The sequence below is a fragment of the Cellvibrio sp. genome, from assembly GCF_039207905.1.
Classification (GTDB): domain Bacteria; phylum Pseudomonadota; class Gammaproteobacteria; order Pseudomonadales; family Cellvibrionaceae; genus Cellvibrio.
Genome location: NZ_JBCECX010000003.1, coordinates 94,636 through 108,423 on the forward strand (window position 1 = coordinate 94,636; position 13,788 = coordinate 108,423).

Here is a 13,788-nt window from a genome sequence, read left to right on the forward strand (position 1 = left end):
GGTATTCAGTGTCTGCATGGTTTGAACCTTGTGTGGGCGAGGCTTCGATAAGGGCTTCTTATGACTGAGGCGCCCGGAGGCGCCTCAGTCTGGGATTGCAGTTAGGCGTTGAACTCTTTCAATTAGAGGCCAACAGTCCAGCCTGCTACCCAGTCGTTAGTTTCAGAAGCGGCGCCAAGGTGAGTTGGGTTAACGAAGAAGCTGCTAGTACCCGCAACAGGTGCCGAGTTAACGTTTGGCTGAGCCAGATCGGCCAACTTGCTTACATCAAACAGCGCAATACTGATTGGCGCAGTGGTAGCGTCGGTGATTGCTGACAACGTCAAATATGCATTTTTATTGGTTGCTGAATCTTTCAGAACCTTAACAGGCAGTTGGTTAGTAGCAGTTACAACAAGGTTGTTGGTGTTGGTAGCGTTGGCTAACCAAGCGGCAGTGGTGAAGCCATCGTTGGATGGCCATACTTTAGTTTGTGCAACACCACCAGTGCCTGCAAACAGGTTGCTCTTGGCTACAGACCAGCCATCAGTTGCTGCTTTGATGGTTTCCGGGCCTTCAGTGTCGTGGAAAATGAACAGTGCCTTGGAGGTCATGTCGGTGGTGTTTGAGGTCACGATGCTGTTGTAAAGCTCGATAAAGAAGCCTTCACGGATCAGCAGGCCGATAGAATCACCGTCTGGAGAAATAACAGTACCGCCATTTTTAGCTACGTTGTTGGTTACACAAGTCAGGTTAGAGAATCGTACTTTGGTCAAAGGCTTAAGATTATCAGCGCGACCAGTACCAGCGTTGTCTGCTTCTACACAGTGGTTGCCGCCGACACCTTCCGGTGCAACTGACAATGCGTATTGGATGTGGCCTACATAGCCTTCGGTGAAGTCGAATGAGTCGTCAGAGGTAGCAACCGCAACAATGTGTTTAGCGTTTACAGCACCGCCGAACCACTCAAATGCATCGTCCTGCGCAGCGTAAGATTGCACGTGATCAACAACAGTACCTGAGCCTACAGCGTTGAAGTTAACTGCGTTCAATTCGTTGCCTTCTACTACTTTGTAACCTGCGTGTTTAACAACAACATATTTCAGTGATCCTGAGCTTTCGGTGTTGTTGTTACCGCCGTAAGTGCCTGGTAAGCCTTCAGACAAAACATGGCAGCCGTGTACGTTATTGGCAGTAGCGCCACGTTGTTCGTCGGTACATTTGTTGGTTAAACCGTTACCGTTAATTTGTAAACCGCCCCACAGGCCGCGATCAGCAACGGTTGCAGTTTTTTCTACCAGATCTTTTACCGCAGAGAAAATAATTGGCTTGTCTTTGGTGCCATCGGCAACGATGCGTGAACCGCGTGCGATACGCAGGTAATCAGTACCATTTTGGAATGCGATTTTTGCGCCTGCAGCGACAGTCAGGGTTACGCCTTCACCATTTTGTGGAATGCGTTTACCACCGGCAGCAGCGTTGCTGTCTACGTCTTCACCGATGAAGATAGAGCCTTGAAATACGTGCACACCACCGTTTGGCAGTTCAGGGATGGTCAGGTTGGTGGTGATTTGTTTGCTGGCTGATGCAAACGTTGCAGGGTATGCGCAGTCGTTACCAGAGAGAGCACCTTGGAATGTTTGGCCGTTCAGAGTGTAACTGGCACAAGCCACAGCTGCAGCTGAGGAGCTGCTAGAGCTTGCTACAGATGATGCTGGTACAGAAGAAGCAGCAGCTTGTGAGGACGGGGTTGGTTTAACCGATGGGTTCAGGTTTACATCGCCACCGCCACACGCCGCCAGTGTTGCTGCCAATACATTCAGTGCAAATACATTTTTCAGTTTCATGAGGTCACTCTCTTCTCAGTTTCACAAGGGGTAAGGAAAATCTGAACGCACTAACCTTTTCGTAAAACGGGTCTTGGCTTTCGCGTTTGTGGCGCCATTTTTGATGACAAATGTGAAGTTTGGACGACAGATTTGTGAAAGTTTTATTTCGAAAATGTGGCGGTAATATTTCAGTGGAGTGGGAAAGCGGGGCAATTTAAGTAGATGACAAATGGCACTTTGCAGATAAGTGAAATTGTTGCACTTTGTAACCATTCGGTCAGGTTGTGCTATTTCAGGTTGTTCAAGGCAGGGTGATTCGTTAAAGTGCAGCCTCCTCTCAGCGTTACCATATGAAACGCTTCCATCGCAGATTTACTGCGTCGTAGGGACTATATGAACTCAATTCTCAAACCCTTGGTTGTTTTTTGCTCGCTCGGCTTCGCGCTTCCTTCGATAAGCTTTGCCGAGTCCGATAAGAATCCTGATCCATGGCAGGGATTTAACCGCGCCATGTTCACCTTCAATGATGCTATTGATCGTTGGGCACTCAAGCCGCTTGCCAAAGGCTACAAGTTTGTAATGCCAGACCCGCTTGAAGTAGGTGTAACCAACATTTTTAGCAATATCAAAGAAGTCCCCAACACTATCAACGGTGTGTTGCAGGGCGACTTTAAAGGCGCAGCGCATGACACTGGCCGCTTGCTGGTTAATACCACTATCGGTATTGGTGGATTATTAGATGTGGCGCAATACATGAATTTGCCAGCCGATGATCCGGAAGATTTTGGCCAGACCCTGGCTGTTTGGGGGGTCGGGCAAGGGCCGTATTTGGTATTGCCGCTATTAGGTCCTAGTACCTTACGTGATGGGTTCGGTCGCCCTGTGGATTGGTACACCAGTCCGACGGCTTACATCGACCACGTACCTACCGATAATACGGTTCTTGGTGTTTCATTGCTGAGCGCTCGTGCGAACTTACTGGATCTGGAAAAGAACATCACCGGCGATAAATATACGTTTATTCGTGATGTGTATCTGCAGCGCCGCGACTACCTGATCAATAACGGTGAAGTGGCGGATGAGTTTGGTGCGGATGATTTTGACGGAGAGTTTTAACTGAAACGGCTACTTCAGGGTAGCCGTTGTCGTTTTAGGGGGCGGGTGAATCAGGGGATAATCTGTAGAATTTCCAGCCCTAAAACATAGTCGCCGGCTTCGTTGGTTGTTGATCGCACTACTTTCGCCCGTGCTTTCAGGGTTGGGTTATGACCGTGATCTGAGGATACCTCCACCTCTGCTTCAGTACCCACCGCAAGACTTTGCTTGGCTTCAACCTGCAATCCACCTCCACTCAAATCCAGGCATAAACCTTCAATAACCTCTGTTGCAGCGGCCAATTTGGCATTCAAGGGGGCGCCTATTTTCATACGGATGAAATCGCGCTTTTCGCTGTAAGGCTTGTCGTTGATCCCCATAGCTTGATCCTCGTTATCGGTTGTTGTACTGATTTTTGGTTGTTGCGGGTGCGTGATGGTCTTAATCAAACCCAACTGAGTGTAGCACAGCACGTCAAATAGCCAGTGCCCAGCAGTCGATTTCCGTGTGTTAAGAGTCGGCAAATTCAAGGCGAAAAAAAACCGCGCAGTGCGCGGTTTTTTTGATGAGCTGGCTATTAGCGCTCAAGGTATTGCAGCTTGCCCGGAACACCATCCCACTCGGCGTGGTCGGCAGGGGCATCTTTCATCTGGGTGATGTTTGGCCATACTTGTGCCAACTCAGCGTTCAGCTCCAGGAATACAGCTTGATCTTCCGGTAGTTCATCTTCAGAGAAGATCGCGCCTGCAGGGCACTCTGGCTCGCACAATGCGCAATCAATACATTCGTCCGGGTGAATCACCAGAAAATTGGGGCCTTCGTAGAAACAATCTACCGGGCAAACTTCCACACAGTCAGTGTGTTTACATTTGATGCAATTTTCCCCAACTACAAACGCCATAGGAGACTCCAAACAAGTAACAGAATTCGATAATCAATGCACAAAACAATAGGGTGCAGCGCGAGAGCGCGCATTCTAAACAGCCTACACCTATTTTGGTAGGCTTTCACCCGCGAAGTCCGCAGAAAAATGCCGGTATTTGCTGCGATAAGTCATTGTTGAGAATAGTTCTTTTTAAAAATCACTTTCCTTTAGAGTAAATCTCTTTCAAACGATACAACTGTTCCAATGCATCACGCGGGGACAAGTTGTCCGGATTGATTTTTTTGAGCGCGTCCAAAACCGGATTTGGCAGTGTATCGAATAATCCTGATTGTTGTGGTGATTCAACAACAGGGGCAGATGCAACAATATTTTCCGTAGCAGTTATAACAACTTGTGTTGTTATGGTGTGATCGCTGATGGCTGCAGGCACCTGTTTTATTGAATGCGGATGTTCACCGTTTTCCAATAGATGCAATTGCTGTTGTGCTTCAGCCAACACTTGCGCTGGAATTCCCGCCAATTTTGCTACTTGTAAACCGTAACTTTTACTTGCTGGGCCTTCCTGAACTTTGTGCAGGAACACAATATTATCTTTGTGCTCGGTCGCATTCAAATGCACGTTGGCTATGCCAGTCACCGTTTCGGGCAAAGTGGTAATTTCAAAATAATGCGTAGCAAAAAGAGTAAATGCACGCACTTTTTCGGCGAGATGTTTAGCGCAGGCCCACGCGAGCGAGAGGCCGTCGAAGGTGCTGGTGCCTCGGCCTATTTCGTCCATCAATACTAAACTGCGTTCGGTGGCGTTATGCAAAATATTTGCAGTTTCGGTCATCTCCACCATGAAAGTGGAGCGGCCGCCCGCCAAATCATCCGCTGAACCGATACGAGTAAAAATACGGTCGACAATTCCGATACTCGCTTTTTGCGCGGGCACAAAACTACCTATGTGCGCGAGCAAGGTAATCAACGCTGCTTGCCGCATGTAAGTCGATTTACCGCCCATGTTCGGGCCGGTGATGATGAGCATGTGGCGCTGCGGATTAAATTCCAGATCGTTCGGCACAAATGGCGCCGTCGTCACTTGTTCAACAACTGGATGGCGTCCGCCAATAATGTTAATTCCTGCGCGCAGCGATAATTCCGGTTTGCAAAAGCCTAGTGCGTCAGCACGCTCGGCGAGCGTGGCAATAACATCCAGCTCAGCTACGGCTGCGGCAGAATCTTGCAGCGGAATTAATTGCACATTCAAAATATCAATCAATTCTTCGTAAAGCGCCTTTTCGCGCGCAAGTGCGCGGCTTTGTGCAGACAGTGCTTTATCTTCAAATTCTTTTAATTCCGGCGTGATGTAACGCTCGGCATTTTTTAACGTCTGGCGACGAATATAATCTGCTGGTGCTTTTTCAGATTGTGCCGTCGTCAATTCAATAAAATAACCGTGCACGCGGTTGTAACCAACTTTTAAGGTTGGAATACCGGTGCGCTCGCGCTCGCGAGTTTCCAGATCCAACAAGTATTGGCCCGCATTGGTGCTGATATTGCGCAAGTCATCCAGCTCGGCATCGTAGCCTTCTGCGATAACACCTCCATCGCGAATAACCACCGGCGGATTTTCAATAATCGCGCGCGATAACAATTCAACCAGATCGGGAAAGGTAGAAATTTGCTGCGCGAGATTTTTTAATTGGGGCGAATTTTTTGGTGCTAACTCATTTTGCAATTCAGGGTAAGTACCAATCGACATCAACAAACGCGATAAATCGCGTGGACGTGCAGAACGCAATGCGAGTCGACCGAGGATGCGCTCCATATCGCCGACACGTTTTAAAATGCCGTTAAAGATTTCAAACGCATAATTGTGTTGCAGCTCGGCGATGGCGTCTTGACGACCAATCAATAAATCAAGATCGCGCAGTGGACGATTTAACCAGCGACGCAACAAGCGGCTGCCCATACTAGTCGCTGCGCGATTCAACACTGAAAATAAGGTGTGCTCGTCACCTCCGGTTAAATTGATATCCAATTCAAGATTGCGACGTGTCGCTGCATCCATGATCACCGCTTCATCGCGATTTTCATGGGCGAGGCTACGAACATGAGGCAGGGCGGTGCGCTGGGTTTCGCGCGCATAACTTAATAAACAGCCTGCAGCGCACAGCGCCGTTTTTAAATGATCGCAACCGAAGCCAGCCAAATCTTTAGTGGAAAATTGTTGGATGAGCAAACGCTCGGCAGTTTCCAAATCGAATTCCCAAGGGCCACGACGGCGCAAGCCTTTGCGATTTTCTACCAGACCCGGAGTGGTGATGTGATCGCTAATCAACAGTTCTGCCGGGCTTAAACGCTGCAACTCTCCCAGCGCTGCTTCCAAACCTTCGACTTCCAATACCAGAAAACGGCCGCTGGCCATATCGAGTGACGCAACACCAAATGTTTCACCGGATTGATGAATTGCTACCAACAAGTTGTCGCGACGTGAATCCAGCAAGGCTTCATCGCTCACCGTACCCGGCGTCACGATACGCATTACTTTGCGCTCGACAGGACCTTTGCTGGTGGCGGGGTCACCCACTTGTTCACAGACTGCAACGGAAATCCCTTCTTTTACCAGCTTGGCGAGATAACCGTCGGCCGAGTGAAAAGGAATTCCCGCCATCGGGATAGGCTCACCATTGGATTTGCCGCGCGCAGTGAGGGTGATGCCCAGAATCTCTGATGCTTTTTTCGCATCATCAAAAAACAGCTCGTAAAAGTCCCCCATGCGATAAAACACGATTTCGTCTTTATGCTGGGCTTTGATGCGCAGGTATTGCTGCATCATGGGTGTGTGTTGTTCCGTCGACTCTATTGAATTCATTGCGCAAATATCTTGTTAGGTTCGTTGCTCGTTTGAGGGCGGGCATTATCCCACAGTGAGGCCGGTTATTGGAGACAAGCGCACAAACTTGAATTGGCTGGCTGGCGCTCAACTTTTCTCTTGTAAAGATTTATTAACGTTTGTTAACATAAATAGTAATAATTATCATTAACAAAAGTTACTGAAAGTCATAAACCAGGAGATGTTTGATGTTACACAAGAATGTGCTTGCTGCAGTCGCAGCGGCTAGTTGTACTTTAGGTGGTACTTTGGTGCCTGTTTGGGCATACGCACAAGATGGCGCAGCAGTGAAAGAGGTTGTTGTGACCGCCAGTTTGACCGCACGTGACAGTGCGACTTCCCCCGCGTTTACCAGTGTGGTTTCGGCCGATGATATCGCCAAAGCCCCGGTTAATAGCCTTCCCGATTTGCTGCGTGAAACGGTTGGTGTTACCAATCAGACCGACAGCACCGGTCGTGACCAGATCCAGATTCGCGGTATGGGCGGGCGTTATACCCTGATTTTGGTAAATGGTAAGCGCGTATCTTCATCGGGTGCTCTGTGGCGTGGTGGCGATTTCGATTTCAGTTCTATCCCCTTGGGCAGTATCGAGCGCGTGGAAATTGTGCGCGGCCCGATGGCGGCGCTCTACGGTTCCGATGCTATGGGCGGCGTGGTTAACATCATCACCAAAAAGCCGACCGAAGATTGGGTGGGGGCAGTAACTGCGGAATATCGCGGTATTGACGCCGGTGAAGACGGCGATCAAAAACGTGTGAGCGCTTCGGCAACGGGCGCGGTATCGGATGCGGTGGGATTATCGGTAAGCGGCGAGTTCACAGACCGCGATGCCTGGTTCCGTAATTCAGCGGCAGATCCAAAAGAAGTTCCCGGTTTGGAAGAGAAGAAAACCGCCAGTTTGGTGACAACTACCAGCTTTAAAATTAGCGATACCCAATCGCTTGACCTCGACGTGACCTACATGAACGACGAGCGTCCGAAGGGCTTGTATAGCTACGCTTACTATCCGGCGTGGGATTTTGAATCCTTCAGCTACCGCGAGCAGGAAATCACCCGTTACACCTACGGCTTTACGCACAAAGCTGAGTGGGACGGATTCAACACAGTTGCGTTTATCCAACAAGAAAACAGCAAGATCGACGACTTCAACTCGTCCTACAACGATCCGCAACAGCGCCGTGTGGAAGAGAAAAATACCTACGCCAAAGTCTATGCCACCGGCGAATTGGGCCGCCATGCCTTGACTGCCGGTATCGATTTGCGCAACCAGGTGATCGAGGACGCCGTTTCCTATCTTGATACCGGCAAGGTGGAAACTAATGATGTCGCGCTCTTTGCACAGGACGAAATCGCAATCACCGACAAGTTGAATTTCACTCTTGGCGGCCGTCTGGACGACCATGAAGTTTTCGGCGATCACTTCTCACCCAAAGCTTATGCGACCTATAAGTTGGCCGACGATGTAGTCTTGAAAGGCGGTGTGAGCGAAGCATTCAAAGCGCCTGACGCTTACCAGATGAGTGAGGAATATCGCGTAATCAGCTGCGGTGGTAGCTGTTATCTCTCGGGCAACCCAGACCTCAAGCCGGAATCCAGCACCAACTACGAAATCGGTATCGAAGTGAATAAAAACACCTGGAACCTGAGTGTGGTGATATTCGATAACGACGTGGATGACATGATCATCGCGGTTTACGATCCGGCCGGGCCATCGCGCCGCTGGGAAAATATCGCCAAAGCCAAAACCACCGGTGTGGAGTTGGATGCAGGTGTCGATCTTTCTTCAAACTTCAGCTTAAGCGCGAATATCACCGCGCTGGATACCGAATACATCAACGAAGCTGGTGTTAAAACCGAGCTGGAAAGTCGTCCTGAATCCTTGGGCAACCTGAGCCTGAACTGGCAGGTGAGCGACAGCTTTACTACTGGTTTGGGCGCGCACTACACCGGCAAACAAATCTACGAAGGTAATGATTTGCCGTCCTATACCCGTTTGGACTGGACTGCTGCGTACGATGTAACCTCATCCACGGTGATTCGCTTCGGGGTTAAAAACCTTACCGATGTGGACTTAACTGAAGAGAGTGAAAACTTTATCAGCCAGGAATTGGGCCGCAATTATTACCTGAGTGCGACTTACAATTTCTAAGCAGATTTATTTATCGTCAGTAATGCGCCCAGGGATGGGCGCGATTTTCCTCCTGCACTTTTCCCGCTTTACGACCTTAATGGTCTGTCAATGAATTCGGCGACAAGTTGTTGTATTTACTCAAGATTTGTTTGCATTTGTAAATTCTTCTCTGTAGCATTTATTTGATAATTGTTCTCATTTGATATTGTGTTTGATTCGAGGCAGCTCACTGGTCGAATCCCGGCATAGCTATTGTTGAGCAGGCAGTTACTCAGTTGGAATCTCATTTAATAGGAGAATGAAATGAATAGTCCGCTAGCAGGCAAGGGAGCCGCCTTTCATGATCCGGCGCTGGAACAAGCGCAGTTTTTGTTTATGTCTTCCCATTGTTCGATTCGCGCTAAAGGTATTTTTGAGCGGATTGTGCAGCCTCTGAATCCCGCCCTTCATCAAGCAGGCAGCAGTCATCCGGGCGATGAACGTTTCCATCAGCAGCTGCGCGATGCCATGAGCCGCGCGCGCGCCTGCGGGATTGCCAATCCGATTGTAATTGGCGCAATTCCTTTTGATGTAAGCAAGCCGAGTTGCTTGGCGATTCCACGTTCCTATGAAGTGTTTTCGCGTGAACTGGAAGGCTTGCCAGTTGACGACACCAATGTATCCGATCCGCTGGATGTCGTCGGTTTACAGAGTTTGCCGGGCGATCAACGATTCAAGCAATCAGTGCAACAGGCGATTGCCAATTTCCAATTGAGCGATATCCGCAAAGCAGTCTTGTCGCGGGTGCTCGAAGTTGAGTTAGCAGAGCCGCTCGATACCGATGCGATTTTTGCGCGTCTGGTTACGCAAAATCCGTCGGCTTACCAATTCCGTCTGCCGCTGGAGTCGGGCGCTGAATTGATTGGCGCCAGCCCGGAGCTGCTGCTGCGCAAACAGGGTGCTCAGGTCTATTCCTATCCATTAGCGGGCTCTGCCAAACGCCAGTCAGACCCCGAGCAGGATCGCAAGGTAAGCGAGACACTGCTGCAATCAGGCAAGGACGCCTACGAGCACAGTCTGGTGATTGACGACATCCGCCAGCAGCTCGCGCCTTTGTGCAAAACACTTGATGTCCCGAGTGCGCCATCGCTGATGAGCACGCGCGCCATGTGGCATCTGGCGACCAGTATCAAAGGTGAATTGGTTGATCCGTCGCTGACTGCACTACAAGTCGCCAGCCGCTTGCATCCGACTCCTGCCGTGTGCGGTTTCCCCACGCGACAAGCGCGCAAGCTGATCAATTTGGTCGAATCGTTTGAGCGGGATATGTTCACGGGCATGGTCGGATGGTGCGATTCAGAAGGCAACGGCGAATGGGTGGTTACGATTCGCTGTGGTGTGATCGAACAAAATCGTATCCGCCTGTTTGCCGGAGCAGGGATTGTTGAAGAATCTTGCCCCGAATCTGAGTGGGCAGAAACCCAGGCCAAATTGCAAACCATGTTGAATGCCTTGGGTGTGGATATCAGCAAACCGGTCGCCGCTAACGCAAAAATTGATTTGAACAAGGGAGTTCAGACCCGCAAGGATGCGGTGGCGGAGGAGACGGAATGATTCCATTTACACCTTGGCCGGAAGGATTGGCCAATCGTTACCGCGAACAAGGTTATTGGGTGGATTTGCCATTAACTGACATAGTGCAACGTCAGCTAGAGCTGAATCCGAATGCGCCCGCGCTAATCTGCGGTGAGCGTCAATTCAGTTATGCCGATGTGGATCGTTTATCAACTCGTTTAGCGCTCGCACTTTCTGATCGCGGCCTGCGCGCGGGTGATACAGCACTAGTGCAATTGCCAAATGTCGCCGAGTTTTATCTGGTGTTTTGGGCGTTGCTCAAAATGGGCGTTGCGCCAGTAAATGCTTTGTACAGTCACCAACGTTTGGAGTTGTTGGCTTACGCAAACCAATTGCAACCTTATGTAGTGATTGGTTCGGCAAAACATAAACTATTTGCCGATGAGCAATTTGTTGGCGAGTTGAAATCCGCAGTAAATTCGGTGGATTTGGTGCTGCTGTTGGGCGAATCATTTTACGCTGAAAATCTGCAAGATCTGCTGTTCAGTGACTCACTTGAATTGCTAACTGCCGTTGACGCACTCGCGCCATCACCTGCCGATCAAGTCGCTTTTTTTCAACTCTCTGGCGGCAGCACCGGTACACCGAAACTGATTCCGCGCACCCACAATGATTACTACTACAGCATTCGCCGCAGTGCGGAAATTTGCGCCTTATCTCCAACGACCTGTTATCTCTGCGCGCTACCGGCAGGCCATAATTTTCCCCTGAGTTCACCCGGTGCTCTCGGTGTGTTTTATGCGGGCGGTGTTGTGGTGCTCGCGCTTGATCCGGAACCCATTCGCTGCTTCGAATTAATTGAACATCATCAAGTCACTATGACGTCACTCGTTCCTTCTGCTGTTGGTCTGTGGTTGCAAGCTGCGCCCGAGCGCAAACAACAATTGCAATCGCTTCGTTTATTGCAAGTCGGCGGTGCTAATTTTGCCGAGGCCCAAGCGCGTCGTGTACCAACGGAATTGGGTTGCCAATTGCAGCAAGTATTTGGCATGGCCGAAGGATTGGTGAATTACACACGGCTTAATGACAGCGATGAAAAAATCTTCACCACTCAAGGCAGTCCTATGAGTCCTGCCGATGAAGTGCGTGTTGTAGATGAAGATGACGCTCCAGTTGCGAACGGTGAAACTGGTCTTCTATTAACCCGTGGCCCTTATACCTTTCGTGGATATTTCCAATCGCCCGAGCACAATCAACGCGTGATCGATAGCGGGGGTTTTTATTGCTCCGGTGATTTGGTGCAACAAACCGCTGATGGTTATTTGCGCGTGGTCGGGCGAGTGAAAGACCAGATCAATCGTGGTGGCGAAAAAATTGCGGCAGAGGAAATCGAAAACTTGCTGCTTACGCATCCCGCCATTATTCAGGCCGCGCTTGTTTCCGTTACCGACGAACACTTGGGTGAAAAAAGTTGCGCTTGTTTAGTAGTAAATGATCCGTCCTTGCGCCTAATGGAATTGCGCAAATACCTGCGCAATTTGGGCCTTGCGGAATACAAATTACCGGATCGTTTCCACATCCTTGAACGCTTGCCACTCACCGCAATAGGCAAGACGAATAAACCTTTATTGCGCCAGCAGCTTGCCGAGATGTTTTCTACCGCTGCGGCGATTGTGTGAGTATTTTTTATGTCTATTCCATCAATTCCTTCTTATGCATTACCTGTTATTGATCTGCCGATCAATCGCGTTCAGTGGCAAGTTGAACCAGCACGCGCCGTATTGTTGATTCACGATATGCAGGATTATTTTTTACGTTTTTACGGTGCTGATAATCCGCTAACCACACAGTTAGTTGCCAATGTAGTCGCATTGAGAAACTGGGCAAAAAGCGCAGGAATTCCGGTGGTGTACACCGCTCAGCCTACTGAGCAAAGTCCGCAAGATCGCGCGTTATTAAATGATATGTGGGGCCCAGGTTTAACGACGGCTGATCCCGCATTGAGAGCTATTGTTGCTCCGCTCACGCCAGATATGGATGACACAGTGTTAGTGAAGTGGCGTTACAGCGCATTCCAGCGCTCGCATCTGCAACAGATGATGAAAGATTGGCAGCGCGACCAATTAATTATTGTCGGTGTTTACGCTCACATTGGTTGTATGACGACGGCGCTCGATGCATTTATGCGTGATATCCAACCGTTTATGGTCGCCGATGCGCTAGCGGATTTTAGCGAGCAAGAACATCGCATGGCGCTTACTTATGTTGCGGGTCGTTGTGGTTCAGTCATTACCAAATCCACTTTGCTGGGGCAGACGTCTTTAACGAAGGAGTCACTAACACGTGAATGGTTGCTGGGGCAGCTAGCGCAATATCTGCAAACCAGCGCAAATGAAATTGATGCTGATGAAAATTTAATGGATTACGGATTGGATTCGGTGCAACTAATGAGTTTGATTTCCCAGTGGGAAAAGTTGGGTGTGAAGCTGCGTTTTGAAGAACTGGCAGAGCAACCATCACTCAACGCCTGGTGGAATTTGATCGAGAAGAAACAAGCGGCATGATCCAACAAAACTCTTCAACAATGAACGCCTGTTTTTTGCTTGGTAGCGAAAAGCCGTTTGCGGGTAAATGCGTGTGGGTAACTGGCGCGGCCCAGGGAATCGGGTTGGCGATTGCCCAATCATTTCAGCAATTGGGTGCGCAGTTGGTTGCGTTAGATTGCCAGTTTCCTGCACTTTCCGAACCGGTTGAACATGAGCGGGTGTTGTTGGATATCACCAATCCTGCACAAGTTGACGAGGTTACCAATCGCTTACTGCAAGGTGGAATGGCGCCACAGATTCTGGTGAATGCCGCCGGTGTTTTGCGGTTGGGCAAATTGGATGCACAAGCGGAAGATGGTTTGTCGTTAACGGATTGGCAAGCGTGTTTTGATGTAAATGTCAGCGGCGTTTTTTATTTGCTGCGCAATTTAATTCCGCATTTTAAAACGCAAGGAAATGGCAGCATTGTCAATCTTGCTTCCAACGCTGCTCATGTGCCGCGCGCCAATATGGGCGCTTATTGTGCATCCAAATCGGCGCTGGTGAGTTTAAGCAATTGTGTCGCGTTGGAATTGGCCGCATACGGTGTGCGTTGCAACCTTGTTTCTCCCGGATCAACCGACACGCCTATGTTGCGTGCCATGTTGGGCGATGCAACCGCGCAGCAGGGCGTAGAACTATTTGCCCCGACTATTCGCGGTTTGCCCGAGCAATTTAAATTGGGAATTCCGCTTAAGAAAGTGGCGACGGCGCAGGAGATTGCTAACGCCGTACTATTTCTCGCCTCTGATCTCGCCAGCCATATCACTATGCAAGACATTGTGGTTGATGGCGGCGCGACACTCGCGGCGTGATTGAAAAAGGGAAGGGTAGTGTTAGTGATTTCAGC

General features: G+C 49.7%; 10 protein-coding genes. 6 read left to right on the plus strand and 4 right to left on the minus strand.

All coding sequences use genetic code 11. From position 1 onward, the window contains the following. Positions 1-122: 122 nt before the first annotated feature. Positions 123-1,826 carry a hypothetical protein gene (locus AAGC78_RS02465; RefSeq protein WP_435782446.1) on the minus strand — a complete coding sequence of 568 codons (1,704 nt, stop codon included), beginning with the start codon at positions 1,824-1,826 and terminating at the stop codon, positions 123-125. Between the two features lie 375 nt (positions 1,827-2,201). Between AAGC78_RS02465 and AAGC78_RS02470 the strand changes: the two genes are divergently transcribed. Then, positions 2,202-2,924: an MlaA family lipoprotein gene (locus tag AAGC78_RS02470; protein WP_435782447.1), complete on the plus strand. Its 723-nt coding sequence runs from the start codon at positions 2,202-2,204 to the stop codon at positions 2,922-2,924. A 50-nt stretch (positions 2,925-2,974) separates the two neighbouring features. Here the strand turns inward: AAGC78_RS02470 and AAGC78_RS02475 are convergent, their stop codons facing one another. The 3 genes from AAGC78_RS02475 to mutS form a co-directional block, all read right to left on the minus strand. Continuing rightward, complete coding sequence (locus AAGC78_RS02475; protein WP_435782448.1) at positions 2,975-3,376, minus strand: PilZ domain-containing protein; 402 nt, start codon at positions 3,374-3,376, stop codon at positions 2,975-2,977. A gap of 104 nt (positions 3,377-3,480) precedes the next feature. After that, positions 3,481-3,804: a ferredoxin FdxA gene (fdxA, locus tag AAGC78_RS02480; protein WP_435782449.1), complete on the minus strand. Its 324-nt coding sequence runs from the start codon at positions 3,802-3,804 to the stop codon at positions 3,481-3,483. Positions 3,805-3,985: 181 nt separating this feature from the next. Beyond that, complete coding sequence (mutS, locus tag AAGC78_RS02485) at positions 3,986-6,646, minus strand: DNA mismatch repair protein MutS (protein WP_435782450.1); 2,661 nt, start codon at positions 6,644-6,646, stop codon at positions 3,986-3,988. 209 nt (positions 6,647-6,855) lie between these two features. On the opposite strand from mutS, the gene AAGC78_RS02490 reads away from it, so the two are divergent. The 5 genes from AAGC78_RS02490 to dhbA all read left to right on the plus strand — a co-directional run bounded on the left by AAGC78_RS02490 (position 6,856) and on the right by dhbA (position 13,753). After that, positions 6,856-8,817 (plus strand): TonB-dependent receptor plug domain-containing protein, encoded by a 1,962-nt coding sequence (locus AAGC78_RS02490; protein ID WP_435782451.1) that lies wholly within the window; start codon positions 6,856-6,858, stop codon positions 8,815-8,817. Between the two features lie 285 nt (positions 8,818-9,102). Then, positions 9,103-10,392, plus strand: coding sequence for an isochorismate synthase (locus tag AAGC78_RS02495; RefSeq protein WP_435782452.1), 1,290 nt, complete (start codon positions 9,103-9,105; stop codon positions 10,390-10,392). Continuing rightward, a complete protein-coding gene (locus AAGC78_RS02500) occupies positions 10,389-12,032 on the plus strand; it encodes a (2,3-dihydroxybenzoyl)adenylate synthase (protein ID WP_435782453.1) in 1,644 nt (547 codons plus the stop codon). The genes AAGC78_RS02495 and AAGC78_RS02500 overlap by 4 nt, the downstream gene beginning before the upstream one ends. Before the next feature lie 9 nt (positions 12,033-12,041). Next, positions 12,042-12,917, plus strand: coding sequence for an isochorismatase family protein (locus AAGC78_RS02505; RefSeq protein ID WP_435782454.1), 876 nt, complete (start codon positions 12,042-12,044; stop codon positions 12,915-12,917). Continuing rightward, a complete protein-coding gene (gene dhbA / locus AAGC78_RS02510) occupies positions 12,914-13,753 on the plus strand; it encodes a 2,3-dihydro-2,3-dihydroxybenzoate dehydrogenase (protein ID WP_435782455.1) in 840 nt (279 codons plus the stop codon). The genes AAGC78_RS02505 and dhbA overlap by 4 nt, the downstream gene beginning before the upstream one ends. Positions 13,754-13,788: the final 35 nt, after the last annotated feature.